This is a genomic window from Flavihumibacter sp. (assembly GCF_036676075.1).
GTDB lineage: Bacteria > Bacteroidota > Bacteroidia > Chitinophagales > Chitinophagaceae > Flavihumibacter.
In genome coordinates this window covers 54108-79238 of the sequence record NZ_JAKFDQ010000022.1, presented here as the reverse complement: position 1 = coordinate 79238, position 25131 = coordinate 54108, and the positions used below count along the sequence as shown (strand labels likewise).

Annotated in this window: 26 protein-coding genes; 11 read left to right on the top strand and 15 right to left on the bottom strand. The window is 42.5% G+C overall.

Features of this window, described 5'->3' with window-relative positions; all coding sequences use genetic code 11:
• Window positions 1-23: 23 nt before the first annotated feature.
• A complete protein-coding gene (locus V6M43_RS16800) occupies window positions 24-2576 on the top strand; it encodes a VPS10 domain-containing protein (RefSeq protein WP_332737284.1) in 2553 nt (850 codons plus the stop codon).
• Between the two features lie 35 nt (window positions 2577-2611).
• Here the strand turns inward: V6M43_RS16800 and aroQ are convergent, their stop codons facing one another.
• The 12 genes from aroQ to V6M43_RS16740 all read right to left on the bottom strand — a co-directional run bounded on the left by aroQ (window position 2612) and on the right by V6M43_RS16740 (window position 10326).
• Window positions 2612-3031, bottom strand: coding sequence for a type II 3-dehydroquinate dehydratase (aroQ, locus tag V6M43_RS16795; protein WP_332737283.1), 420 nt, complete (start codon window positions 3029-3031; stop codon window positions 2612-2614).
• 9 nt (window positions 3032-3040) lie between these two features.
• Window positions 3041-3571 (bottom strand): GNAT family N-acetyltransferase, encoded by a 531-nt coding sequence (locus tag V6M43_RS16790; protein WP_332737281.1) that lies wholly within the window; start codon window positions 3569-3571, stop codon window positions 3041-3043.
• A gap of 97 nt (window positions 3572-3668) precedes the next feature.
• Window positions 3669-4778 carry a glutamine-hydrolyzing carbamoyl-phosphate synthase small subunit gene (gene carA, locus V6M43_RS16785; protein ID WP_332737279.1) on the bottom strand — a complete coding sequence of 370 codons (1110 nt, stop codon included), beginning with the start codon at window positions 4776-4778 and terminating at the stop codon, window positions 3669-3671.
• Between the two features lie 90 nt (window positions 4779-4868).
• On the bottom strand, window positions 4869-5399 hold the full coding sequence (gene rplQ, locus V6M43_RS16780) for a 50S ribosomal protein L17 (RefSeq protein ID WP_442902325.1): 531 nt from the start codon (window positions 5397-5399) through the stop codon (window positions 4869-4871).
• Between the two features lie 68 nt (window positions 5400-5467).
• Window positions 5468-6466, bottom strand: coding sequence for a DNA-directed RNA polymerase subunit alpha (locus V6M43_RS16775; protein ID WP_039128631.1), 999 nt, complete (start codon window positions 6464-6466; stop codon window positions 5468-5470).
• A gap of 92 nt (window positions 6467-6558) precedes the next feature.
• Complete coding sequence (rpsD, locus tag V6M43_RS16770) at window positions 6559-7164, bottom strand: 30S ribosomal protein S4 (protein WP_039128627.1); 606 nt, start codon at window positions 7162-7164, stop codon at window positions 6559-6561.
• Window positions 7165-7296: 132 nt separating this feature from the next.
• Entirely contained in the window at window positions 7297-7698 is a 402-nt protein-coding gene (gene rpsK / locus V6M43_RS16765; RefSeq protein WP_039128624.1) for a 30S ribosomal protein S11, read from the bottom strand.
• 103 nt (window positions 7699-7801) lie between these two features.
• The gene (rpsM, locus tag V6M43_RS16760) at window positions 7802-8182 is read right to left on the bottom strand and encodes a 30S ribosomal protein S13 (protein ID WP_039128620.1); all 381 of its coding nucleotides are present in this window, start codon (window positions 8180-8182) and stop codon (window positions 7802-7804) included.
• Between the two features lie 53 nt (window positions 8183-8235).
• On the bottom strand, window positions 8236-8352 hold the full coding sequence (ykgO, locus tag V6M43_RS16755; protein WP_046369371.1) for a type B 50S ribosomal protein L36: 117 nt from the start codon (window positions 8350-8352) through the stop codon (window positions 8236-8238).
• 10 nt (window positions 8353-8362) lie between these two features.
• Window positions 8363-8581: a translation initiation factor IF-1 gene (infA, locus tag V6M43_RS16750; RefSeq protein WP_039128617.1), complete on the bottom strand. Its 219-nt coding sequence runs from the start codon at window positions 8579-8581 to the stop codon at window positions 8363-8365.
• Window positions 8582-8714: 133 nt separating this feature from the next.
• On the bottom strand, window positions 8715-9113 hold the full coding sequence (locus V6M43_RS16745) for a hypothetical protein (RefSeq protein WP_332737264.1): 399 nt from the start codon (window positions 9111-9113) through the stop codon (window positions 8715-8717).
• Between the two features lie 55 nt (window positions 9114-9168).
• Window positions 9169-10326 carry a homogentisate 1,2-dioxygenase gene (locus V6M43_RS16740; protein ID WP_332737262.1) on the bottom strand — a complete coding sequence of 386 codons (1158 nt, stop codon included), beginning with the start codon at window positions 10324-10326 and terminating at the stop codon, window positions 9169-9171.
• Between the two features lie 202 nt (window positions 10327-10528).
• Here V6M43_RS16740 and V6M43_RS16735 point away from each other — a divergent pair, with 202 nt between their 5' ends.
• Together V6M43_RS16735 and V6M43_RS16730 are read left to right on the top strand one after the other, a co-directional pair.
• A complete protein-coding gene (locus V6M43_RS16735; RefSeq protein WP_332737260.1) occupies window positions 10529-11029 on the top strand; it encodes a metallophosphoesterase family protein in 501 nt (166 codons plus the stop codon).
• 42 nt (window positions 11030-11071) lie between these two features.
• Window positions 11072-12205 carry a pyridoxal phosphate-dependent aminotransferase gene (locus V6M43_RS16730; RefSeq protein WP_332737258.1) on the top strand — a complete coding sequence of 378 codons (1134 nt, stop codon included), beginning with the start codon at window positions 11072-11074 and terminating at the stop codon, window positions 12203-12205.
• 21 nt (window positions 12206-12226) lie between these two features.
• Here V6M43_RS16730 and V6M43_RS16725 read toward each other — a convergent pair whose 3' ends face one another.
• Window positions 12227-12697, bottom strand: coding sequence for a hypothetical protein (locus tag V6M43_RS16725; protein WP_332737256.1), 471 nt, complete (start codon window positions 12695-12697; stop codon window positions 12227-12229).
• 44 nt (window positions 12698-12741) lie between these two features.
• The gene (locus tag V6M43_RS16720; RefSeq protein WP_332737253.1) at window positions 12742-13842 is read right to left on the bottom strand and encodes a TolB family protein; all 1101 of its coding nucleotides are present in this window, start codon (window positions 13840-13842) and stop codon (window positions 12742-12744) included.
• A gap of 77 nt (window positions 13843-13919) precedes the next feature.
• Between V6M43_RS16720 and V6M43_RS16715 the strand changes: the two genes are divergently transcribed.
• The 5 genes from V6M43_RS16715 to V6M43_RS16695 are packed head-to-tail and all read left to right on the top strand — an operon-like array spanning window position 13920 to window position 20451.
• Entirely contained in the window at window positions 13920-14939 is a 1020-nt protein-coding gene (locus tag V6M43_RS16715) for a tetratricopeptide repeat protein (protein WP_332737251.1), read from the top strand.
• Window positions 14940-14953: 14 nt separating this feature from the next.
• Window positions 14954-15604: a ribulose-phosphate 3-epimerase gene (rpe, locus tag V6M43_RS16710; protein ID WP_332737249.1), complete on the top strand. Its 651-nt coding sequence runs from the start codon at window positions 14954-14956 to the stop codon at window positions 15602-15604.
• A 34-nt stretch (window positions 15605-15638) separates the two neighbouring features.
• Window positions 15639-18119, top strand: coding sequence for a TonB-dependent receptor (locus V6M43_RS16705; RefSeq protein ID WP_332737247.1), 2481 nt, complete (start codon window positions 15639-15641; stop codon window positions 18117-18119).
• A gap of 28 nt (window positions 18120-18147) precedes the next feature.
• On the top strand, window positions 18148-18870 hold the full coding sequence (locus V6M43_RS16700; protein WP_332737245.1) for a pyridoxine 5'-phosphate synthase: 723 nt from the start codon (window positions 18148-18150) through the stop codon (window positions 18868-18870).
• A gap of 57 nt (window positions 18871-18927) precedes the next feature.
• The gene (locus tag V6M43_RS16695; RefSeq protein ID WP_332737243.1) at window positions 18928-20451 is read left to right on the top strand and encodes a DUF4394 domain-containing protein; all 1524 of its coding nucleotides are present in this window, start codon (window positions 18928-18930) and stop codon (window positions 20449-20451) included.
• Between the two features lie 79 nt (window positions 20452-20530).
• Here the strand turns inward: V6M43_RS16695 and V6M43_RS16690 are convergent, their stop codons facing one another.
• The gene (locus V6M43_RS16690; RefSeq protein ID WP_332737241.1) at window positions 20531-22141 is read right to left on the bottom strand and encodes an OmpA family protein; all 1611 of its coding nucleotides are present in this window, start codon (window positions 22139-22141) and stop codon (window positions 20531-20533) included.
• A gap of 216 nt (window positions 22142-22357) precedes the next feature.
• On the opposite strand from V6M43_RS16690, the gene V6M43_RS16685 reads away from it, so the two are divergent.
• The 3 genes from V6M43_RS16685 to moaA are packed head-to-tail and all read left to right on the top strand — an operon-like array spanning window position 22358 to window position 25115.
• Entirely contained in the window at window positions 22358-23515 is a 1158-nt protein-coding gene (locus V6M43_RS16685; RefSeq protein WP_332737240.1) for an XdhC family protein, read from the top strand.
• Entirely contained in the window at window positions 23512-24123 is a 612-nt protein-coding gene (locus V6M43_RS16680; RefSeq protein WP_332737238.1) for a nucleotidyltransferase family protein, read from the top strand. The genes V6M43_RS16685 and V6M43_RS16680 overlap by 4 nt, the downstream gene beginning before the upstream one ends.
• 2 nt (window positions 24124-24125) lie before the next feature.
• Window positions 24126-25115: a GTP 3',8-cyclase MoaA gene (gene moaA, locus V6M43_RS16675; RefSeq protein WP_332737236.1), complete on the top strand. Its 990-nt coding sequence runs from the start codon at window positions 24126-24128 to the stop codon at window positions 25113-25115.
• Window positions 25116-25131: the final 16 nt, after the last annotated feature.

Below are 25131 nucleotides of genomic sequence, written 5' to 3'. Positions count from 1 at the left end.
ATTATAACGAAATCAGGTCTGATATGTTATCCAGTTTTATCCGCACCAGCAAATTTGCCAGCCTAGTAGCTGTTCTCATTTACACCCAAAGCTACGCACAAATCAAGCCAACAACAGCAGCGGAGCGTCTTAAAGGAATGCAAAACCGTAGCAAAATGGAGGCGGGAAGCATTCTTAAGGACATTAGTTTCCGCAATATCGGCCCAACGGTGATGAGTGGAAGGGCTATTGACCTGGAGGTAAATCCCGATGACCCCACAGAATTTTATGTGGCTTATGCGAGTGGTGGTCTCTGGCATACCACCAATAATGGGCAATCTTTCATCCCCATATTCGACACGGAGCAGGTAATAGGTATTGGTGATATAGCCGTGAACTGGAAGGCGCCCAGGCGTAGCATCTGGGTTGGTACCGGAGAGGAAAACAGCAGCCGTTCATCGTATGCAGGTATCGGTGTATTTCGCTCCACCAACAATGGAAAAACATGGGAATATCTTGGATTACCCGAATCGCAGCATATTTCAAAAATTATTATCCATCCAGCAGATACCAATACTGCCTGGGTATCAGTAATTGGTCATCTGTATTCATCCAATAAAGAACGAGGGGTGTATAAAACCACTGATGGGGGCAAAAGCTGGAAACAGACATTATTTATTGATGAACATACTGGAGTAATTGATATGGATATCAACCCAAAAAATCCATTAGAACTATATTCTTCCGCATGGTATAGAACCCGATCAGCATGGAATTTTGAAGAGAGTGGTAAATCGAGTGGTATTTACAAGAGTAATGATGGCGGGGTTAACTGGGAACTAATTAGCAAAGAGGGTTCAGGCATTATTACCGGAGATGGACTTGGAAGGATTGGTCTGGCAGTATCCTCATCTGATCCGCAAATAGTATATGCAGTGGTTGACAACCAGTTTGGGCTACCAGATACAACTGCCGGAAAACAAGATACAGTATACCAGCTGAAGGACTTTAAGGGATTAAATAAAAAGCAGTTCGATGAGTTGAATGATGGAAAACTCGAAAAATTTCTCAGGGCCAATCGCATGCCAGACAAATACACTGCTTCATCAGTTAAAGCTATGGTTAGGGATGATAGGGTTAAGCCAACAGCTCTTTATGATTATTTTTATGTGAATGATGGTTTTCAGAACAAATCTGTCAAAGGTTGTGAGGTGTACCGAAGTAATGATGCAGGCAAAACCTGGAAGTTAACCCACGACAAACCCATTAACATTTTCAGTACTTATGGATACTATTTCGGGAAGATATATGTATCACCTGTAAACCCCGATAAGCTTGTGATCCTTGGCATCTATGCACAGCTTTCCGAAGATGGTGGAAAAACGTTTAAAACTATTGATAAACCAAATGTTCACGCTGACCATCATGCGCTTTGGATAAACCCGAACCGTGACAACCATATGATCAATGGGAATGATGGTGGTGTAAACATAACCTATGATAACGGTTTGAACTGGTTCAAGGCAAACAGTCCCGCAGTGGCTCAGTATTATTCTATTGCATTGGATAGCGCCAGGCCATATAATATTTATGGGGGATTGCAGGATAATGGCAGTTGGTATGGACCATCAAATCACAAAGAAAACATTGGTTGGGTGGATGAAGGAGATTATGCTTTCAAACGGCTTAATGGTGGCGATGGTATGCAGGCACAGGTAGATACGCGAACCAATAAAATCGTTTATAGTGGTTCTCAATTTGGGTATTACAATCGTATTGATCTGTCTACGAAGGAAAGAAAAATGGTGCGGCCACAACATGAGCTGGGTGAGCTGCCCCTCCGATTTAACTGGCAGACGCCCATATTGCTTAGTGAGCATAACAAGGATATTCTTTATTATGGTTCCAACCGCTTTCATCGTTCGCTACTCAAGGGAGATCAGCTTCAGACTTTAAGTCAGGATCTTACAAACGGGCCACGGCAGGGTGATGTGCCTTTTGGAACAATAAGTACCATCAGTGAGTCCCCTTTACGATTCGGACTGGTGTATACAGGGTCTGATGATGGGAATATTGCCGTTAGTAAAGATGGAGGAAACAGTTGGACGCAAATAGGGAAACCTGTTGAAAGCCGTAAGAATAAATCTACTACCAAAGAAAGGTTAGTTAATCTCGAAACGCTTCCACAGGATCTTTATGTTTCAAGGGTGCTAGCCAGTGCATATAAGGAAAACAGGGTGTATGTAACATTGAATGGCTACCGCAATGATCATTTTAATGCATATGTTTTCAGGAGTGACGATTATGGAGCCAGTTGGCAACAACTTGGTCTGGATTTACCATTGGAACCTGTGAATGTTATCCGTGAGGATCCCCGATCAGAAAAAATACTTTATATCGGAACCGATGGAGGGGTTTATGCAAGTATAGATATGGGCGTCAGTTTTATGACCCTGGGGCAGGGTATTCCCCGTTCTGTTCCGGTTCATGATATTGCGATCCACAAAGGCGAAAATGAAATTGTAGTGGCTACTCATGGCCGAAGCCTATATATTGGTAAACTTGACAAGGTTCAGGAAGCTGCATTAAAACCCTAAATTTTATACCCGTCTGACGTATGTCAGGACATACGTCAGACGGGGAAGAGGGCATGGACTGCCAATTCGTATCCTTTAAGTCCCAGCCCGCAGATAGTGCCCCTTGCTTTGGCTGAAACATGGGATATCTTTCGAAATTCTTCGCGAGCATGAATATTGCTTATATGCACTTCAATGACGGGTGAATCGATGGCTGCAATTGCATCGCCAATTGCGACGGAAGTGTGTGTATATCCACCAGGGTTCAGAATGATACCATTAACGTCAAAGCCTACCCGCTGCAATTCATTAATGAGTTCTCCCTCAACGTTACTTTGGAAATAACTGAATTCAACAGATGGGAATTTCTCTTTGAGTTCTTCCAGGTAACTATTAAAATTTTGTGATCCGTATACAACAGGCTCTCTCCTGCCAAGCAGGTTCAGGTTTGGACCATTGATGATGGCTATCTTCATGATATAAATTTAGTCCAAGATTTTCGCATATATATATAGGCTTATACGCTTATCATTTTTGATCTCTGTATCTCTTAATAATCCTTCGCAATTAAAACCACAATATTCGAGCAATCGCCGACTACTGTCATTACCAGATTCAACCCAGGCTTCCACCCTATGCAGTTTCCAAATGCGCGTCATTTGTAGGAGTAATTCTGGTAAAACTTTTCGCATTATCCCTTTTCCCCAATGATCGGGAAGTAACCAGTAGCCAATCTCGATCTTCTCATGTTTGTGCTGGAAATTGTTACAACCACAGGCACCGACCAATTTACCGCTTGAGTTGTCAGTGATCTTCCACCATCCACCCGTACCATCGCTCAGGATCTGTTCATAAAAATCCATCTGTGCTGCGGTTGCCTCATAACTGCGGTAACTAACACCATAAAATGGAATTACCTGGGGATGACTTAATCCCTCAAAAACGAAGGCCTGATCGGAGCGCTCTATGGCTGCCATTTGGAATTCGTCAACAGTAAAAACCGGCAGGTGTATCATACTTTATGCTAATGAAACAGTAAAATAAGCATTAAGGCTTAAAAAAAACCAGCAAGCGAAAGGCTTGCTGGCTATAGTATCAATATGAGGACTCAATTCAGTTCTTTGCTTCCTTGATCATTTTAATAAACTCATCAAAGAGGTAGCGACTATCGTGGGGGCCTGGAGTGCTTTCGGGGTGATACTGAACAGAGAAGGCTGGCTTTCCCTTTATACGAATTCCTTCAATTGAATTGTCATTCAGGTTAACATGGGTGATCTCTATATGATCTGCATTCTTTACTGCTTCAGGATCTACACCAAAGCCATGATTCTGAGTTGTAATTTCGCATTTTCCTGTAACCAGGTTTTTCACGGGGTGGTTTAGTCCCCTGTGACCGTGATGCATTTTGAAAGTAGGAATTCCATTGGCGAGTGCAAGTAACTGATGACCCAGACAGATTCCGAATAGTGGCTTTTCTTCCTTCATGATGTTTTGTACAGTAGCAATGGCATAATCCATGGGAGCAGGATCACCAGGTCCGTTAGATATAAAATAACCATCCGCATTAAAAGATTTAAGCTCTTCAAAACTCACTTTGGCGGGATGAACCCTTACAAAAGCGCCCCTTTCAACCATACATTCCAGGATATGTTTCTTCACACCGTAATCGATTACAGCGATGCGAATATCACTTTGGGGATCTCCCAATTCATAAGGAGACTGGGTGCTCACCTTACTGGCAAGTTCGAGACCGTTCATAGAAGGAACTTCCCGCAACAAAGCTTTTAGTTCTTCAATATCCGAAATAGCTGAGGAGATAATACAATTCATTGCACCTTCTGTACGTACTTTGGCAGTGAGGGCCCTTGTATCAACTCCTTCAATGGCTACGATACTATTTGCTTTAAGATAATCATCAAGGGAGCCCTGGGCCATACGGCGACTGAATTGTTCTTCCAGGTTGCGGGCGATTATGCCACGAACCTTAACTGTAGAAGACTCAATATCTTCATCTTTAACGCCATAATTACCTACATGGACCGTATTCATTATTATTACCTGGCCATAGTAGCTCGGGTCTGTAAAAACTTCCTGGTAACCGGTCATACCGGTATTGAAGCAGAGTTCACCAGTGGTGGTGCCAATGGTTCCAAATGCTTTACCATAGTGAACCGATCCATCCTCCAGGACTAGGATAGCTTGTTGTTGAGGAGCTTGCGTCATTATACTGGAAAAAAGTTTTGCAAATATCTGTAAAAAAAAGGCAGAATGGAAAACCATTCTGCCTTTATAGAAAATCAATCATTCATTCCTTTATTCAGCTGCTTTTTCTTCTTTGGAATCAGCAGGCGCTTCAGCTGTGTCAGGTGCTGCAGTTTCAGCAGCAGGCTTAGCTTTTGCCGGAGTTTCTGTAGTGGCTTTCTTAGATCCACGACGTGTTCTCTTGGCGGGCTCTGCTTTAGCATCAGCCAGTTTACCATATACTTCATTGAAATCAACGAGTTCGATCATAGCCTGTTCAGCATTGTCACCCACACGGGCACCAAGCTTAATGATACGGGTATAACCACCCGGGCGGCCAGCGATCTTTGCTGCTATGCTATCAAAGAGTTCAGCAACCGCTTCTTTATTCTGCAGGTAGCTGAAAACAACACGACGGTTGTGGGTATCATTTGATTTAGCCTTAGTGAACAAAGGTTCTGCATACACGCGAAGCGCTTTTGCTTTAGCGAGTGTAGTTACGATACGCTTATGTTCAATCAGGTTGATCGTGAGGTTAGCCAGAAGGGCCTCGCGGTGGGCTTTTTTACGGCCGAGATTGTTTTGTTTGTCTCCGTGACGCATGACATTAAATTTTACCGGCTGCACCGTGTCAGGAATTGCAGCCTACGATTATAAATAGTGAACGTGAATTAGTCTTCCTTATCAATTCCCATTTTAGCAAGGTCCATTCCGAAGCTAAGACCACGTTCATGGAGTACCTGCTCTATTTCAGCCAGTGATTTCTGACCGAAATTGCGGAACTTCATGAGGTCTTCCTGCTCGTATTGAACCAGTTCGCTCAGGGAGTTGATTTTGGCGGCTTTCAGGCAATTGAATGCACGAACGCTCAGGTCCAGATCTTCCAAAGGAGTCTTCAGTACTTTGCGCAGTTGCAGCGTTTGCTCATCAACCAGATCTTCTTTCTTTTCTTCCTTGTTATCGAAAGTGATGTTCTCATCAGTGATGATCATCAGGTGCTGGATCAGGATGCGGGAAGCCTGTTTAACAGCTTCTTCCGGATGGATGGTACCATCGGTTGCAACGTCCATGATCAGCTTTTCGAAGTCGGTTCTCTGTTCCACACGGGTGTTCTCAATACTGTACTTAACATTCTTGATAGGCGTGTAGATAGAGTCAATGGGAATGAAGCCCAGTGGAGCATCTTTCTGCTTATTATCTTCAGCGGGAACATAACCACGGCCTTTACCGATGGTAAGTTCGATCTCGAGTTTTGCAGAAGGATCCATGGTACAGATCAGCTGCTCAGGATTCATGATCTGGAAGCTTTGCGTACCGTCCTGGATCATTCCCGCAGTGAATTCGCTCTTGCCTTTAACGTGCAGAACGATCTTCTCATTGGAAACTTCAGTATCAACTACCTTCTTAAAGCGAACCTGCTTAAGGTTCAGAATGATATCAGTAAGATCTTCTGTAACACCTTTGATGGTAGCAAATTCATGTTCAGCCCCTTCAATTCTGATACCCACGATAGCAAATCCTTCCAATGAGCTCAGTAGTACCCTGCGAAGGGCGTTACCGATGGTTACACCGTAACCAGGCTCCAACGGACGGAATTCGAATTGTGCTTCAAAATCATTTGCTTTCTGCAGAACGATTTTGTCGGGTTTCTGAAAGTTTAAAATGGCCATTTGTATGTTCGATTTACGTTTTGTTGTTCCGAAAAAAGTATGCGCCGCAGCGGCATCCCATGATTCGGTAATGGGTTATTGACTATCCTCTATTACTTAGAGTACAATTCAACGATCAGTTGCTCCTTGATATTCTCAGGAACATTTTCCCTTTCAGGATATGCGATGAAGGTACCAGTCATGGTAGATTCATTCCAATCGAGCCAGCTAAACTTCTGGTTTTTGCCGCGAACCATACTTGTTAAGCCAGTCTTTTCTGTTGAAGCGGGCTTGAAAGTAATGATATCACCTGCCTTAAGCTGGTAAGAGGGAACATTCACAACATCACCATTAACCATGATATGCTTGTGACTAACCAACTGACGGGCAGCTGGCCGTGAAGGAGCGATACCCATACGGAATACCGTATTATCCAAACGTGCCTCGAGCAGTTTGATCAGGTTTTCACCGGTAACACCTTTACGACGTGCAGCCTCTTCAAATGTTCTGCGGAATTGCTTCTCGAGAACGCCATAGGTATACTTTGCTTTTTGCTTTTCGCGGAGCTGGAGGGCGTACTCACCCAGGCTCTTACGCTTACGGGCAGCACCATGCTGACCGGGGGGATTGCTGTTCTTGTTAAGCCATTTTCCATTTCCGAGGATCGGCTCACCGAAGATTCTAGAAATTTTGGTCTTTGGACCAGTGTAACGTGCCATATCAACTTGATTTTTTAGTTACGATGTACAATCATTAAAAATCTTAAAATCGATTGTACACCCATGTTTGAAAATACAAAATCCGAAACCCAAAGCCTGATTGGACCTTGGGTTTCGGTATATAAAAGACATTTATACGCGGCGTTTTTTCGGCGGACGGCAACCGTTATGTGGTAACGGGGTAACATCCTTGATCATCACCACTTCAATTCCTGATTGGCTAAGAGAACGAATAGCGCCTTCACGACCAGAACCAGGTCCTTTCACGAAAACATCCACACGCTTCAGGCCTGCATCAAGTGCAGTTTTTGCAGCATCTGCGGCAGCCATCTGGGCGGCATAAGGGGTATTCTTCTTAGAACCTTTGAAACCCATTTTACCGGCAGAGGACCAGGAAATAACCTGACCATTCTTATTGGTAAGGCTGATGATGATGTTGTTAAACGTGGCAGAGATATGGGCATCGCCATATGAATCTACCTTCACGATTCTCTTCTTGGCAGCGGCTTTAGCGCTGGTTTGTTGTTTTGCCATTTAGATAATGAGGTAATCTTTAAAAAATATCTCCCGGTACACATGTTCCGGGATCGTGGCGCTCCTCCCCCTCCTAAGCTGGATCTGGTAGCGGCACTATGTCTTACTTCTTAGGAGCCTTTTTCTTACCAGCAACTGTCTTACGCTTTCCTTTACGGGTACGGCTGTTCGTTTTGGTACGCTGACCACGAAGCGGTAACCCTTTACGGTGACGCAGACCACGGTAACAGGCGATATCGAGCAAACGCTTGATACTCATCTGCACCTCAGAGCGCAGCTGACCTTCCACCTTCAACTCGTCGTTGATGATGTTACGGATGGCAGTCAACTCATCATCATTCCACTCATTCACTTTCTTTTCATAGCTGATATTAGCTTTGTCAAGAATTTGCTGAGCAGTAGAGCGACCGATTCCGAAGATATAGGTCAGGCCTATCTCTCCTCTCTTGTTTTTTGGTAAGTCAACACCGGCAATACGAGCCATAATCTGATTCTATTTTCGATTTACTAATGACTGATTCAGGGCACAGTCAAGGATTACCCTTGTCTTTGCTTGTAACGAGGGTTTTTCTTGTTGATCACGTACAGCTTGCCTTTTCTCCTCACGATCTTGCAATCAGCGCTGCGCTTTTTGATTGATGCACGAACTTTCATGACTATTATATTATTTGTATCTGAAAATAATCCTACCCCTTGTCAAATCATATGGACTCATCTCCACCCCTACCTTGTCGCCCGGCAGGATCCTGATATAGTGCATCCTCATTTTCCCTGAGATAGTGGCCAGTATTTCATGGTCATTTTGCAGCTTAACTTTGAACATAGCGTTCGAAAGTGCTTCTACTATTATTCCATCCTGTTTAATGAGTGCTTGTTTTGCCATACAGATTTTGGGAGCGCAAAGATATGATTATTTGGCACAAAAAATAAAAAAATGGGGATTTTTTCCCCATTCTCATTGAAAATGTTGTGCTTAGGTGTCAAAACTACTGAAAATATGACGGAAATCGAGTATTCTAGTTCCTTCCCAATTCTACTTTGGTCATTTGATAATAATGATTCTGGAGCTCATGTACCCCGAGGTGGTGCTTGATATGCCGGCGGTCTTCGCGGTACCAGATCTCAAAATCGTCAAAAGCACCTTCCTGCCTTAGCTGTAAGCGGAAAGGTCCTTTCTTGTATTTTATCCAGCCATCACCATTTGTTTCCTTCTCAAAATTGAACTTCATCAACTGCTCTTCCGAAAGGGGTATTGAGCGAAGATTGTCGGGCTTGAACCAGAATTCCTGGACCTCCGTCTGAACGCAGACCTCTTTGTCTTCCCGGTTCAGCTCATTAACGATGCCTTCCCATAATTCTCCCTCATATTCGGCCATTACATAATCTCCTGGTTTGATTTCACTGAATTTGATCATATGGCAAATGGTTTTGTTCCTACAATATAAGAAAATTGACCTTTTTAATACCAGTCTATTCTGCCCACGACATTGTATATCCCTGGTTTTCGATTTCAAGGGCTTCTACTGTCAATTGTAAAGGATGGAAGGTATCGACCATAACGGCCAGTTCCCCGGTTTCCTTCTTGCCAATACTTTTTTCCACAGCACCAGGGTGAGGCCCGTGGGGTATGCCAGCAGGATGCAGCGTGATCATGCCCCGGGTAACATTCTTGCGGCTCATAAAATCACCGTCAACATAATACAAAACCTCATCACTGTCTATATTACTATGATTATAGGGAGCTGGTATGGCCTGCGGATGATAATCATAAAGGCGGGGAACAAAGGAACAAACAACAAAATTATTTGCTTCAAAAGTCTGGTGAACAGGTGGTGGCTGGTGAACGCGTCCTGTTATGGGTTCAAAATCATGTATGCTGAAGGCAAATGGATAACAACATCCATCCCATCCTACCACATCGAAAGGATGATGACCATAATGAAGTCCATATTGCATACCTTTTTTACGGGTTTTAATCAGGAAATCCCCGGCTTCATCATAAGATCTCAAATCCTGCGGGCCCCTTATATCACGCTCACAAAACGGAGAATGTTCCAGTAATTGCCCATACCTTGAAAGGTAACGTTTGGGGTATCGAATAGGGCTGAAGGATTCTACTATAAAAAGCCTGTTATTTGAATCTGTAAAGCTGATCTGGTAAATAGTACCTCTCGGTATCACGAGGTAATCACCATATCCAAAGGGAAGTTCACCATACTGGGTGTAAAGCACACCGCTTCCGGCATGTACAAAAATCATCTCATCAGCATCTGCATTTTTATAGAAGTATCGGGTCATGCTTTCGCGAGGGGCAGCCAGCACAATATGGCAATCATTATTCACAAGCACCGGTTTACGGCTTTCCAGAAAATCATTTTCCGGCTTTATTTGAAATCCTTCAAAGCAACGATGCTGGAGCATTTTCTCTTCGGCAACAACCGGCATAGTGTTGATTGGAGGATCTGTACTAATTATTTGTGTTGGTGGATGTGCATGATAAAGGATAGAATAATCATTTGAAAATCCTTCGGTAGAAAAAAGCTGTTCGGAATATAAACCACCATCAGGTTTACGGAACTGAGTATGACGTTTGTGCGGGATTTGTCCCAATTTAATATAATGAGGCATCTTAAGGTTTATTGATTGAATGAAGTATTTTTTAGCAAGGACGCGACTACTGCACGCTACGATCCAGCATCGCCAGAAGGAAAACATATTTCCAGGAGCGTTTATCAATATACCAGGTAAAATTTCTGTTGTATGGCATGGCTTATCGTATTGCTAAGATACAAAATCATACTTTCCACCTAAAATAAGCGAAACAGCACAAATGACCAGGATCGGACTAATTTCAGACACACATGGTTTTCTTGATGAAACAGTATTCAGATATTTCAGAGATTGTCACCAGATATGGCATGCCGGTGATTTTGGAAACATCAACATTGCGGAAGAACTTGGTCAAAAGAGCGGACTCCGGGTTCGAGGTGTTTATGGAAATATTGATGGTAATGATATTCGCAGTATTTACCCGGAAGAGCTTGCTTTCGATTGTGAAGATGTGAGGGTTTTCATGAAACATATCGGTGGATATCCCGGCAGGTATGCTCCCGGTGTTAAAAAACGCATCATAGAAGAGAAAGCCGCACTATTTATATCAGGCCATTCCCATATTCTAAAGGTTCAGTATGATGAAGGCTTGCAATGCCTCCATATGAACCCCGGTGCTGCCGGTAAACAGGGCTGGCATAAAGTACGCACCATCATCCGCTTTGTTATTGATGGAAATCAAATGAAAGACTGTGAGGTAATAGAACTGGGCGGCCGTTAATCATGCTTTTTCGTATCTTAAGGGGACCAAAAAAACTGCAAAATGTCAAACCAGCTACATCGTCGCGACTGGCTTAAGCAAACTGCCCTTGCCACTCTGGGAATGGGATTTTCTTTGAATTCACTTGGTGGAGAAGACTATCTTCCAAAATCATACGGATCTGAGTCCGGATTGCTAAATCTCGGCTCTAATGAAAATCCATACGGACTATCACCGTTAGCGAAAAAAGCGATTGCAGATATGATAGGCACAGCGCATCGTTACCAATATAATATTCCCAGTTTGCAGAGCTTTCGACAGGAACTTGCCGATTATTACGGGGTAACACCAGATCATATCCTGGTAACACCGGGATCTGGGGAAGCATTAAACCTTCTGGCCCGGCATTTCAGTAAGGGAAATCTCGTCACTGCAAATCCAACTTTCGGCATACTTCCCAATACAGCAAAAAAAATAGGTGTTGAAGTAAAAGAAATTTCGCTTGATGGGGAAAAGGTCCATGATCTGAATGCTATGCTGAAAGCTATTGATGACAGAACTGCGCAGGTGTACATCTGTAATCCGGCAAACCCTACCAGCACAATGCTGAAACCTGCAGTACTTAAATCTTTTTGTGAAGAAGCAAGTAAGCGTACGATGGTATCCATTGATGAGGCCTATATTGATTTCCTGGATGCCCCTGACAATGAATCAATGATATCATTGGTTAAAGCTGGCAACCCCAATATCATTATCATAAGGACATTTTCGAAGATCCATGCCATGGCAGGAATTCGGGTGGGTTTTGTGATAGCGGATCCAAAGACAATCAAAGATTTACAGGCAAACTATTTTGGCAGCAGTAATTTTTGTTTAAGTGCCTTATCAATGACCGCTGCTATGGCAAGTCTGAAAGACAGTTCTCATAGCAATTCCAGTAAAATAAAAAATGCAGCGGCCCGTGATTATACATACAAGTCACTACAGCAAATGGGCTATCGTTGCATCCCCTCCTATACGAACTTCCTTTACTTCAACCTTAAAGATTATAAAGGAGATTTTGCAAAGGATATGCTCGCGAAGAATGTTGTGCTTCGCTCAAGTGAGCAACCCGATGGAAAATGGGCCAGAGTAAGTATCGGTACTATAGACGAAATGAAACAATTTATGAAGCTCATGAATAGTCTCAACACCTAAAAGTACCGATACCCGGTTCAATTACATACCTGGGAACCATCCTCTGCCAAGATTTTCACGGAATGGCCAGGGAACAGCAACCAGCAGAATAATAAGTGCAATCAGGAACATCATGAAGGCTTTCCTGTGTTGAGCTCCTCCTGCATTGGAAGGCTTTCCTGCAGAACGTCCCACTGTGATCAATATTATGGCAACTATCATCCCAACCATGTGTTCAACTGCAAAAAAACGTTCAGTGCTGTTCTTCATAACTTCACTGAAACCTTTGTCCTGGATGAGTTTTAAACCCCAGGGACCTGCGAACCACTGGTATAAGCCAACCAATAAGGTTACATGGGCTGATATCATCAGGAAAAGGTCAACTTTCCGATCACCTGCACTATAGCCGGATTTGGTAGTCATCCCTTTATAATGCTTAATAATTGCGATGATCAATAAAATGAAGATGACCCATCTGAGGAGGCTGTGAAGGTGTAATAGACCGTTGTACATGTTATACTATTTGAGGTTTGGTGTAATAATTAATAATGAGATATTTACTCAGTCCAATCGGCAACAAATATATTGGTATCCCGGGTACTACCATTATTACGATTGCTGCAGAATACAATCTTTTTTCCATCATAACTGAACATAGCAAATGCATCGAAGCCCTTATCGCGGCTTATTTTCTTCATATTTGATCCATCTCCATCAACCATATACAGATTGAATGGAAAGCCTCTTTTATATTCATGATTTGATGCAAACAATATTCTTTTACTATCGGGCATAAAAACCGGAGCCCAATTGGCCTGGCCAAGATTTGTAACCTGCTTTACATCGGATCCATCGATATTAGCAGTATAAACTTCCATTCTGGTTGGTGCAACCAGATGTTCGGCAAGTAGTTTTTTGTATTCCGATTCTTCCTCACCCGGAGCAGGTCGGCTGGCTCTCCAGATTATTTTTTTTCCATCCGGGCTGAACCATGCACCCCCGTCATAACCAACGGTATGGGTCAATCGCTTTTCCCTGCCAGACTTCAGGTTCATGCAATACAACTCAAGATCGCCATCCTTATCACTTGTATATACCATGAGGCGCCCATCAGGTGAAATAGTTGCTTCTGCATCATACCCATCTGAGGATGTCAATTGCTTAACAATCTTACCTGTAGTGTCGGCCAGGAATATATCATAGGTATTATAAAGCGGCCAAATATAGCGGTTACCATATTTGGTTCTATCAGGAACCGGCGGACATTCATCTCCCCCCAGATGCGTGGAGGCATATACGATATGCTTACCATCGGGTAGAAAAAATGCGCAGGTTGTTCTACCTTTTCCGGAACTAATTAGTTTCGGGACAAAAGGCTCTGCAGCGCTTTCGGGAATTTTGCCCATATATATCTGGTCACAGGGTATCCCTTCTTTGAGGCTGGTTTTCTGGTATACCAGGTATTTACCATCATAACTAAAATAAGCTTCTGCATTATCACCGCCGAAAGTAAGTTGTCTCAAGTTTCTGAAATGAGTTTCCTCCGGATAGTGTAGTGTATCTGAAAGGTTAGTGTTCTTTATTTCAGAAGAACCAGTGGAACCCATGGCAAAAAAAGCCCCGGTGATCACTATACCTAACCAATTATACAAAACCATCATAATATGTTTTAATTTTATCCGTGGCAAATGTATTAGTATAATAGCATTTTTTGTGAAAACCATAGCTTTGGCCGATGAAATCATTATTCGCCATTTTAGGATTGGCTGTTACATTATTATTTTATTCCTGTGGTTCGGATGTAAATTCCGGTGATGATAAGGGCCAAAATACCAGTATCCTCTCCGTGGATCCTTACAAGCCGTTATCAGACAGTATCAATGCCGATAATAAAAACACTGAGTTGTATATACGCAGGGCATCCCTTCTTACAAGGAATGCCGAGCACGAACTTGCCTATGCCGACCTGCAAAGAGCCTGGGAATTATCGCCGGTAGAGGAAATTGCTGAAATGAAAGTTAGTTCTCTCTTTATGGCTGGCAGAAATGATAAGGCATTGGAACTGCTCAAAGAACTTACGGTAAGGTTTCCCGAAAATACTAATCTTAAGAGAAGATTGGGAGAAGCACTTCTGCAGAATGGGCAATATGATAAAGCACTGGAAGCGTATGATAAAATGCTGGCAGAAGACTCCCTCGATTTTGAGGCCTGGTTTGAAAAGGCAATGTTGTATCTGGAGAAAAAAGATACCCCTTCAGCGCTTCGCCACCTGGAAACATCTTTCAGGATCCAGCCACTTCAAATGACGGCATTATCACTTGCTAATCTGTATGCTGAAGCACGGGATCCACGATCATTGGAGATGGCGGACCTGGTAATTGGAAGGGATTCTGTTGGGGAGATGCCAGATCCCTATTTTATCAAGGGAATCTATTTTGCGAATACCGGCAATACTGCAAAAGCGCTTGACCAGTTCAACCAAGTTATAAAGATCGATTGGAAATTCCAGGAAGCATATATCGAAAAAGGAATAATCTATTTTGATCAGAAAAACCTTGACGAAGCCCTCAAGCAATTTAAACTTGCTGCTACTGTTTCCAATACTTATGCTGATGCTTATTACTGGCAGGGGCGCTGTTATGAAAAGTTGGGCAAAAAGGAGGAAGCTTTGAGTAATTACGCAAAGGCATATTCGCTCGACCGAAATTTTACCGAGGCTGTTGAAGCAGCCGCTAGGGTTAAAGGAGAAAAATAATTTATCTTCCCACCATGATCATTGCCCCTTCCTTACTAGCCTCCGATTTTCTGAACCTGGGTTCAGTATGTAGTATGCTTAATGATAGTGAGGCCGATTGGTTTCACCTGGATGTTATGGATGGCCGCTTTGTAAATAATATCAGCTTTGGGCTTCCGGTGATTGAGCAGCTTCGTAAGGCAAGTAAAAAGTTATTTGATGTTCATCTGATGATAGAAGAGCCGGAAAAGTATACCCATGCATTCAGGAATGCAGGCGCTGATATCCTTACAGTTCACCTTGAAGCCTGCAGGCATCTTCATCGTAATATCCAGGAAATAAAATCATTGGGAATGATGGCCGGGGTTGCCATTAATCCACATACACCCGTACAATTACTGCAGGATATTCTCCCCGATATTGATATGGTACTTATCATGAGTGTTAATCCGGGATTTGGGGGACAGAAATTCATTCCGCATACTTATGATAAAATAAGCATCCTGCGACAGAGGATAGAACAATTGGGAATAAATGTGAAGATTGAAGTTGATGGAGGAGTTGATATGACAAATGCACGTGCACTGGCTGAAGCAGGAGCGGATGTTCTGGTAGCTGGAAGTGCTGTTTTTCATTCACCTGATCCCCGGGCCACAATTGCTGCAATGAAACAGATTGACAGTTAGATTGAATTACAAACGCTTTTATAAAGCATCCTGATTGAAAACCTTAGCCATACTACTTAGCCTTCTTCTGGGATTATTTTGGGGAGCATACTCCCAGGATAAAACAGCAATTATTTATGGAATGATCGTTGACGAAAATGAACAACGTCTTAGTGGTGTAAGCATTTCAATTCTCGGCAAACAAGGGGGACTTCGCAGCAATGACAGCGGGTATTTCAGGATCACGGTGCCTGCAGGAAAAGCTATAGCGCTGATTTTTACTTATACCGGGTACAAACCTCAACAGAAAAATTTCCTTCTCAATAATGCCGAAACAGAAACAATTACTATCCGAATGGAAAAAGGAGCACAGGAACTAAAAGAGGTAACGGTCACAGATGAGCGAAGCCGGCGTGAAGCCGGTCTGGTTAATATAAACCCTAAACTTGCTTTAAATATTCCGGGGCCAGGCGGTAGTATAGAAAATCTTATTAAGGTATTTGTTGGAACGAATAATGAGCTAACCTCAAATTATAATGTAAGAGGTGGAAGTTATGATGAGAACCTGATCTACGTGAATGATTTTGAAATTTACCGTCCATACCTGGTCAGAAGCGGGCAACAGGAAGGCTTAAGTTTTATCAACCCCGAAATGACGAGGAGTGTAAATTTCTACAACGGTGGTTTTCAAAGCAGGTATGGTGATAAACTTTCATCAGTACTTGACATTCAGTATAAGAAACCCAAAACATTTGGAGGGTCTGCCTATATAGGCCTGCTGGAGCAAGGTCTCCAGCTTGAAGGAACAGGCGCAAAGAACAAGTTTTCCTGGCTAATAGGTGCACGTAACCGGAGTAACCGTAATCTGCTGAGCAGCCAGGAAACAAAAGGGAATTATGTTCCATCGGCGGCCGACCTACAGGGATTATTCACCTGGGAATTCAATTCAAAATGGACAGCAGAATTTATAGGAAATATTTCAGGAACAAAATTTACGTTAGAGCCTGAATTCAGCCAGCCTTCCGCTGCGGTATTTTCACCATTTTTTTCTGCCAACCTGGGGTTGGACATATATTTTGAAGGTCGTGAGGAAGACAGTTATAGTACCAATATGGCTGGATTATCAGTTATAAACCAGCCACGGAAAAACCTCAGGCTGAAATGGATGGCATCGAGATTCAGTAATAAGGAAAAAGAATCCATTGACATTACCGGTGCTTATCTGTTTGGGGAAAGGTCGTTTGACCGTAGCATGCCGGAATTCGGTCTGATTATAAATCCACTTGGTGCCGGTGTATTTCAGAATTATGCCAGGAACAGCCTTGATATTGAAGTGTGGAACTTAAGTCATAAAGGTATCTATGACAGAGGTAATCATTATTTACAATGGGGACTAGGTGTTGACCGCCAGCAGATCACGGATCAACTAAGGGAGTTTGAATACCAGGATTCTGCCGGTTATTCACTCCCCTATCAACCTGGAGAATTATCTCTTTTTAACAGGCTCCGGTCATCCGCGGATTTTTCGGTTAATCGTTTTAGTGGGTATTTCCAGGACAATATAAGTGTTGGCGATTCGTCGGGTCTGAGCATACAAGCTGGTGTGCGATTTAATTATAATGACCTTAATGAAGAATTATTAATATCGCCCAGAGCGGGTATTTCCTGGAAGCCAATCAGCTGGAAAAGGGATATTATTTTTCGGGGAAGTGCAGGTATTTATCATCAACCTCCTTTTTACCGGGAGATGCGCCGTTACGATGGAAGTATTAATTATTCACTCAAAGCCCAAAAAAGCTGGCAGCTGAGTGGGGGATTTGATTATAATTTCAAGGCATTTGACAGGATGCTTCGCCTTACCACAGAAGCGTATTATAAGAGTATGTGGGATGTTGTTCCTTATGACATAGATAATGTGAGGATGAGATACTTTGGCGAGAACAATGCAAAGGCATATGCTGCGGGACTGGAAGCCCGTTTATTTGGGGAGGTTGTGAGGGATGCAGAAAGTTATATAAGTGTGGGTTTTATGCGGACACGAGAAGATATTGAAGGTGACCAGTTTTACAATTATACAATTGATTCACTTAACCGGCCTATTGACAGCACTCTCACAGAGAATGGTTGGTTGCGAAGGCCAACTGACCGATTGGTTACAGTAGGTATATTTTTCCAGGATTACCTATCTACTAATAAAAATTTCAAGGTTTATGTAAACACCATTTATGGAGCAAACCTGCCTTATAACATCCCCAACAGTGTCAAATACAGAAATGCACTTGTGATTGATCCTTACCTCCGCATTGATATTGGTTTCAGTGCCCTTCTGCTTAATAGTGATCCTGCAAAAAGACGGAGCCACAGTCCATTTCGCAATTTTGAAAACCTTTGGGCAAGCCTTGAGGTCTTTAATATTATTGACCGCGCTAATACTATTTCCTATTTACTGATCAAGGACTTTTCTAACACAACTTATACCATACCAAACAGACTAACTCCAAGACTCGTGAATCTGAAACTGGTGGCGAGGTGGTGAACAATCCTGCAGTGACTATATTTGCATTATGACCAAACTTTCTGTTAATATCAACAAGTTTGCTACCATAAGGAACAGCAGAGGTGGCAACAATCCCGACGTTGTAAAAGCAGCCATTGATGCGCAGGCTTTTGGTGCAGATGGGGTTACAGTTCACCCCCGCCCCGATGAGCGGCATATTCGCTATTCTGATGTTAGAGCCATCAGGAACATAATTACTACAGAATTCAATATTGAAGGCAATTGCCGTGAACAAAAGTTTGTGGATCTTGTACTTGAAGTTTTACCAGACCAGGTTACGCTTGTTCCGGATGCAGAAGGTCAGCTCACATCAGATCATGGCTGGGATACAATCCGACATCGGGATTATCTGATAGATATCATTCGTACGTTTAAGAAAGCGGGTATCCGAACATCTATTTTTGTGGATCCTCTAAGTGAAATGGTGGAAGGTGCGGCTGAAACAGGAACTGATAGGATCGAATTATATACAGAATCTTATGCCAGGGAGTATTCCCAAAACCGCGCTCAAGCAATATCACCATATATCGATGCTGCGAAGCTGGCAAATCAACTCGGGTTAGGCATCAATGCGGGCCATGACCTCGATCTGCAAAACCTCCGGTATTTTGCAGAAAATCTCCCTTTTCTGGACGAAGTATCTATTGGACATGCCCTTATTTGTGATGCCCTCTATCTTGGCTATGAAAATGCCATCCAATTATACAAACGCCAGCTAAATCATCCTTGAGCTAAAACTGAAGGTTAAAAAACTCCGTATATGGCCCATAACCAACAAACGGAGTATATGAAAAAGATAACTACAACATTACTGAAAGGCAGCCTGGCTGCCATGCTTTCGCTGGGAATAATCGCTTGTAATAAGAATGATAATCCCGGAATGATGCCGGAGGGGCCGGATATATTATTCTATGCTTTGGATAACGGAATGAACCTGTTGAAATACAATGCACAATCACCCAAAATGCCGGAATCCAATATGACAATCAACGGCATGCAAACCGGTGAAAAGCTTATTGCTATTGACTTTCGCCCGGCTACCGGACAGTTATATGGATTAGGCACAACAAATCGTTTGTATGTTATCAACACCAATTCTGGTGTGGCTGTTCAGGTTGGTCCGGTCTTAACACCTTCCCTGTCATCTGGCGTTGCAGGCTTCGATTTCAATCCAACCGTTGACAGGATCAGGGTTGTAACGAGCAATGGTCAGAATCTCCGCCTGCATCCCGAAACTGGTGCGGTTGTAGCTACTGATGGAAATATTAACGGAGTAACCAATGCCATGATTACGGGAGTAGCATATGATAACAATTTTGCCGGAACAACCACTACAACATTATTTGATATTGACGTGCAAACCGACATGTTATACAAACAGGATCCGCCCAACAATGGTACAATCGTTGCCATTGGGGATCTTGGAGTTGATTTCAATGGAGAGACAGGTTTTGATATCGCTCCTGGAAATAAAATTGCACTAGCCACAAACGACGTAAAAGGCAAAACAGCTCTTTACATGATCGACCTGGCAACAGGTAAGGCAAAAAGCCTTGGCAATTTAGGTGGCGGATCCAATATCAGTGCAATTGCGATTCCCACTGAACCTGTGGCCTATGCAATAAGTGGTGGAACAAATCTTCTGATATTCAACCCTGATAAACCAGCACCTATAATAAAATCAATTACAGGTTTGCAACCGGGAGAAATGATTGTAGGGATAGACTTTCGTCCACTTAACGGACAGCTATATGCGCTTGGCAGCAGCAGCAAACTATATACGATCAATTCCGCGAATGGAAGTGCATCTTCTGTGGGCGCTTTACCCCTATCAACTATTCTAAATGGTAATAATTTTGGATTCGATTTCAATCCTACTGTTGACAGAATACGAGTAGTGAGTGATGCCGGCCAGAACCTACGGTTGAATCCTGACAATGGCATGGTTGCGGCAATTGATGGATCCCTTAACCCCGGTATGCCTGCAGTGAGTGCTGCTGCTTACACGAATAATTTTGCTGGTGCAACAATTACCACATTATTTGATATTGACCATGCTACTGATAAGTTATACCGCCAGGATCCGCCAAATGCAGGAACCTTAGTAGAGGTTGGTTCACTTGGGTTGAATATAGAAGGAACCAACGGTTTCGATATTGGGGGAAAGAGTGGAATGGGCTGGGCCATTTTAAATTCAGGGGGAATAACAAAATTATATCGCATAGACCTGAATACAGGTAGCGCCAGTGCTCAGGGAAATTATGTGTTTAGCAGCAGCATAACCGGCTTCACTGTTGGATTAGGAAACTGATCACTGATAAAAGAAGAGGACCTTCAACAGGCGCTCTTCTTTATCTCGTTTTAATTTGTTTACGCTATTGCTGAAGAAATCAGTTTTTCATGATCTTAAATTCAACTCTTCGGTTCAATTGACGGTTCTCGTCGGAGTCATTTGGTACAACAGGTTTTGTTTCACCATAACCCTGTGTTATAATCCGCGATGCATTTATACCTTTTGAAATGATATATTCAACCACAGATCGGGCGCGGTTATCACTTAGCTTCATGTTGTATTCATCTGAACCATAACTATCCGTATGTGCACTCATCTCAATTTCAATAGAGGGATTTTCTTCCAGCAGTTTTACGACCCTGTCCAATTCAAGATAGGATTCAGGCCTCAGTGACCACTTGTCGAAATCAAAAAATACATTGTTCAACCGAACTATCTGACCAATTTCAATAGGTACAAGGAACAGGTCTTTATGGATCTCTTTATAGCCTTCTTTTACTAGAGAGTCCAGATTTAAATTCTCAGATATCGCGAAAAATTTGTCGGCAGTAGCCCGAATGCTGTAATTTTTATTAAAGGGAAGAACGATCTTGAAAGCCCCATCGATTGCATTAGACATGCCATTACCTGCAATTATCCCATCTGGCAATGTTTCGTATAAAAGTGATGCGCTTAAGGGTTCATTTGTTTTTTTATTATAAACATTTCCACTAACAAGTATAACAGGGTCCGGCTTTTCCTTTTCCATAAGTTTTACACGAACGATATCGCTTTCTCCATAAGTATTTAGTTTGGTGGAAAGGTATGCGTACTCCCCGCCAGCATCAAGCGTAAAAAAGGCATCCCAATTTTCGGTATTGATAGGGCTTCCAAGGTTTACCGGGTCACTCCATTTCTGCCAGCTATCGTCAAGCCGACGAGTCATCCAGATATCATTATCACCCAGCCCTCCTGTTCGGTTACTACTGAAATAAAGGGTCTTTCCATCTGCTGCCAGATAGGGAGTCATTTCATCCGTTTCAGGGGAGTTGATCTTTTTACCTAGGCTTTTTGGCTCTGTCCAACTACCATTTGACGTAAGAAAGCATACAAATATGTCATTCAGGGATCCCCCTTTTTCCGGGGTCATATAAAGCAGCAGGGTTCGTCCGTCATGGGCCATGCAGGCACCTGACTGTTTGCCCTGGTCATATTTGAAATAATTACGAATACGAAGTGCATCTGGCTCACTCCAGCGACCGTCTTCCCTGAGGTGACAAATACTTACACCTTTTCCATCATAAGCGCCGTTTACAAAAGCACCCCTGATGAGTATCCTATTATTATCAGGTGAAATAGAATAAACGGTATTATAATGCACGGTATTGAGAGGATAAGATAAATGCCTTGCCTCACTCCATTGACCGTTCTCTTCTTTATAGGAAAACCAAATATCCTGGGAGTTTGGAATTGACCGGTACTTCGAATTTGCCGGATGATTTTCACATATAAAAAAAAGGAGATTCCCATCCGGTGAAATGGTTGGGCGTAATTCAGGGAGCTCAGAATTGATATTAAGTCCCAGATTTTCGATCTTGATGATCGTAGATTCCGTAATTATATTCTCCTTCTGCTGTTTAAGCTTATTATCAGTAGTATCCAACTTTGGCTGGGCCCAAAGCCCGCTTATGGTCGCCATTAAAGTTAAACTGAGTACAAATTTTTTCAAAAGACAGGATTTTATTCCCCATTAACGAATAAATAAGCTGGAAAATATGTGAGCATGGAGAAAAAACCGACCTAATTGCTTTTATCAGGCGTTATTCTGCCAAAACCCTTTTAAATGGGGCCTCACTGCTTTCAAATTGTCGTAAATTATAGCCCTTTGGGGGATGGTTCTTGTAGATAAGCCCCTCAGGACTATTTTTGTTTTGAAACGAAAGGAATGAAAGAAATACAATCCATTATAAAGGCATTTGATACGGCACAATTTGATGAAAGGAATAGCGCGCTGGTTACTGTGGTACACCTGGAAGGATCATCTTACCGAAGGCCGGGGGCAAGGATGTTAGTATCAGATGATGGCGCGATGACCGGAGCAATCAGCGGCGGGTGCCTGGAAGGCGATGCCTTAAGAAAAGCATTACTTGTATTGAACCAACAACAAAAGAGGCTGGTAACCTATGATACCAATGATGAAGATGATGCAAGTATTGGGGTGCAGCTTGGTTGCGCCGGAGTAATTCAGGTGCTGATTGAGCCAATCAATAAGGATGATCCAAATAATTCAGTTGAGCTTTTACGAAAGGCTGTCGCAAAACGACAGGCCAGTGTTCTTGTAACGGTATTTTCACTCCAGAACAGGAAAGGATATCAACATGGTACCTGCCTGTTGGTTGAAGAGGATGGTACCATAAGTGGTAACCTGAAGGATGATACTTTACGGGAGATGTTGCTGGATGATGTAAAACTTTCTTTCCGTGAGCAACGATCATCTTTTAAGAATTATACATCGGATCAAAACGAAATAACCGCATTTATTGAGTATATAAATCCTGCAGTGTCGCTCATATTAATTGGGGCAGGAAATGATGTTATACCCCTGGTATCTATGGCGGATATTATGGGATGGGAAACTACTGTTATTGATGGCCGGCCATCTCACGCAAAAAAGGAAAGGTTTTCAAGCACCTGCCAGGTGATCATTTCAAAACCCGAAAATGTGCTGGAGCAAATTTCAATTGATCAGCAAACAGTATTTGTGTTAATGACTCATAATTACAATTATGATTTTGCCATGCTTAAAGCATTGGTAAAAACTAAAGCGAAATATATCGGTATGCTTGGTCCCAGGAAAAAATTTGACCGAATGCAGGATGATATGAAATCTGAAGGGATTAAATTATCGGATGTGGAATTATCAAGGATATATTCACCCGTTGGATTAGAGTTGGGTGCTGAAACAGCAGAAGAGATAGCATTGTCGATAATATCAGAAATAAAAGCTGTTCTGGCGGGAAAAATGGGGGGCTCATTAAGACATAACATGAATCCTATCCATAGCACAAATAACCTTGTGATAAGCGATAAAAACATCTCTTGAAGAATAGAATCAAAAAACAGGTTAAATGCGGTATTGTTATTCTTGCTGCCGGTGATTCACGCCGATTGGGTGAACCCAAACAAATGCTATCTTACAGGGGCAAAACACTGATTTCAACTGCGGCAGAAACAGCAATGGCAACCGGATTGGAGCCCCTGGTAGTGGTTTTGGGTGCACAGATTGATTCTTTAATTCCTGAATTGGAACCTTATGGTCTTAAAATTGTTGTGAACAAGCATTGGCAGGAAGGCATGTCATCATCACTCAGAATTGGCTTAGAGACCGCCATAAAAGAGAAAGGGGAACTGGAAGCTATAATCTTTATGGTTTGTGACCAGCCATTTGTAACTCCTGAATTGTTGCTGGAATTGGTAGAAAGAGCAAGTGATGAATCAAAACTATGTGTTGCCAGCAAATATGGAGAAGTAAGGGGAACTCCTGCCCTCTTTCGCAAACAGTTGTTTCCTGCATTGTTTACTTTAAAAGGCGATGTGGGTGCCAGGAAACTGATGGAACAATATGAAACGCAAGTTGAGCTTGTGGATTTTCCACTGGGAATAATCGATATTGATACAAAAAACGACTATGAAACATTCCTGAAGGAATAATAATGGAAAAAAAACTTACAGATACATTTGGACGGGTTCATAATTATCTCCGGATCTCGCTCACTGATAATTGCAATTTCAGGTGTTTTTACTGTATGCCTGAAGAAGAGTATGATTTTGCACCCGCCAGCAGACTGATGCAGGCATCGGAGATTAATACTATTTCCAAATTTTTTGTGGAACAGGGTGTTGAGAAAATCAGGCTAACCGGAGGTGAACCTCTTGTGAGAAAAGATGCGGCCGAAATAATCCTTTCCCTCTCTGAACTTCCTGTTAAGCTTACCATGACAACTAATGGCAGCAGGATTCATGAATATATTAGTGTATTAAAAGAAGCTGGAATTCGTTCACTGAATATTTCACTTGACACCCTGAACCGTGAAAAGTTTTTATTGGTGACCCGCCGTGATCAGTTTCAACGTGTCTATGACAATATACACCTTCTTCTAAATGAAGGTTTTCATGTTAAAGTGAATATGGTGGTAATGAAAGGGATGAATGATATGGAGATTAACGATTTTGTAGAATGGACAAAACACGAACCTGTACATGTCAGGTTTATTGAGTTCATGCCATTCAGCGGAAATCGTTGGACCAGCAACAAGGTAGTTACCCTGGATGATATACTTCAGGAAGTTGGAAGCAAATATCCAATAGAGCGATTGCAGGGAGAACCAAATGATACAGCCAAAAAATTTGTAGTACCTGGCCACGCTGGCACCTTTGCTGTGATAAGTACTATGAGTGCTAATTTCTGTGGAAGTTGCAATCGTATACGGTTAACAGCAGATGGTAAACTAAAAAATTGCCTTTTCTCCCAACATGAAACCGATCTGCTTACTGCTCTCAGAAGTGGACAGGATATTCTTCCGCTGATCAGGGACAACATTAAAGCAAAGGCTAAGGAATATGGCGGGCAATTCCACCGGGATTTTGAAAATATTCACCCGGAAGATATCCATAACCGTAGCATGATCACCATTGGTGGATAGGAACAAGATTGAAATG

What these genes read in the sequence shown, in the direction of transcription:
- V6M43_RS16735 (WP_332737260.1), top strand. Translation starts at nt 10,529, where the DNA reads ATGACCAGGATCGGACTAATTTCAGACACACATGGTTTTCTTGATGAA.
- ykgO (WP_046369371.1), bottom strand. Translation starts at nt 8,352, where the DNA reads ATGAAAGTTCGTGCATCAATCAAAAAGCGCAGCGCTGATTGCAAGATC.
- V6M43_RS16700 (WP_332737245.1), top strand. Translation starts at nt 18,148, where the DNA reads ATGACCAAACTTTCTGTTAATATCAACAAGTTTGCTACCATAAGGAAC.
- V6M43_RS16720 (WP_332737253.1), bottom strand. Translation starts at nt 13,842, where the DNA reads ATGGTTTTGTATAATTGGTTAGGTATAGTGATCACCGGGGCTTTTTTT.
- V6M43_RS16800 (WP_332737284.1), top strand. Translation starts at nt 24, where the DNA reads ATGTTATCCAGTTTTATCCGCACCAGCAAATTTGCCAGCCTAGTAGCT.
- carA (WP_332737279.1), bottom strand. Translation starts at nt 4,778, where the DNA reads ATGACGCAAGCTCCTCAACAACAAGCTATCCTAGTCCTGGAGGATGGA.
- V6M43_RS16790 (WP_332737281.1), bottom strand. Translation starts at nt 3,571, where the DNA reads ATGATACACCTGCCGGTTTTTACTGTTGACGAATTCCAAATGGCAGCC.
- V6M43_RS16725 (WP_332737256.1), bottom strand. Translation starts at nt 12,697, where the DNA reads ATGTACAACGGTCTATTACACCTTCACAGCCTCCTCAGATGGGTCATC.
- V6M43_RS16715 (WP_332737251.1), top strand. Translation starts at nt 13,920, where the DNA reads ATGAAATCATTATTCGCCATTTTAGGATTGGCTGTTACATTATTATTT.
- infA (WP_039128617.1), bottom strand. Translation starts at nt 8,581, where the DNA reads ATGGCAAAACAAGCACTCATTAAACAGGATGGAATAATAGTAGAAGCA.
- V6M43_RS16685 (WP_332737240.1), top strand. Translation starts at nt 22,358, where the DNA reads ATGAAAGAAATACAATCCATTATAAAGGCATTTGATACGGCACAATTT.
- V6M43_RS16745 (WP_332737264.1), bottom strand. Translation starts at nt 9,113, where the DNA reads ATGATCAAATTCAGTGAAATCAAACCAGGAGATTATGTAATGGCCGAA.
- aroQ (WP_332737283.1), bottom strand. Translation starts at nt 3,031, where the DNA reads ATGAAGATAGCCATCATCAATGGTCCAAACCTGAACCTGCTTGGCAGG.
- moaA (WP_332737236.1), top strand. Translation starts at nt 24,126, where the DNA reads ATGGAAAAAAAACTTACAGATACATTTGGACGGGTTCATAATTATCTC.
- rpsD (WP_039128627.1), bottom strand. Translation starts at nt 7,164, where the DNA reads ATGGCACGTTACACTGGTCCAAAGACCAAAATTTCTAGAATCTTCGGT.
- rpe (WP_332737249.1), top strand. Translation starts at nt 14,954, where the DNA reads ATGATCATTGCCCCTTCCTTACTAGCCTCCGATTTTCTGAACCTGGGT.
- rplQ (WP_442902325.1), bottom strand. Translation starts at nt 5,399, where the DNA reads ATGCGTCACGGAGACAAACAAAACAATCTCGGCCGTAAAAAAGCCCAC.
- V6M43_RS16695 (WP_332737243.1), top strand. Translation starts at nt 18,928, where the DNA reads ATGAAAAAGATAACTACAACATTACTGAAAGGCAGCCTGGCTGCCATG.
- V6M43_RS16740 (WP_332737262.1), bottom strand. Translation starts at nt 10,326, where the DNA reads ATGCCTCATTATATTAAATTGGGACAAATCCCGCACAAACGTCATACT.
- V6M43_RS16775 (WP_039128631.1), bottom strand. Translation starts at nt 6,466, where the DNA reads ATGGCCATTTTAAACTTTCAGAAACCCGACAAAATCGTTCTGCAGAAA.
- rpsM (WP_039128620.1), bottom strand. Translation starts at nt 8,182, where the DNA reads ATGGCTCGTATTGCCGGTGTTGACTTACCAAAAAACAAGAGAGGAGAG.
- rpsK (WP_039128624.1), bottom strand. Translation starts at nt 7,698, where the DNA reads ATGGCAAAACAACAAACCAGCGCTAAAGCCGCTGCCAAGAAGAGAATC.
- V6M43_RS16730 (WP_332737258.1), top strand. Translation starts at nt 11,072, where the DNA reads ATGTCAAACCAGCTACATCGTCGCGACTGGCTTAAGCAAACTGCCCTT.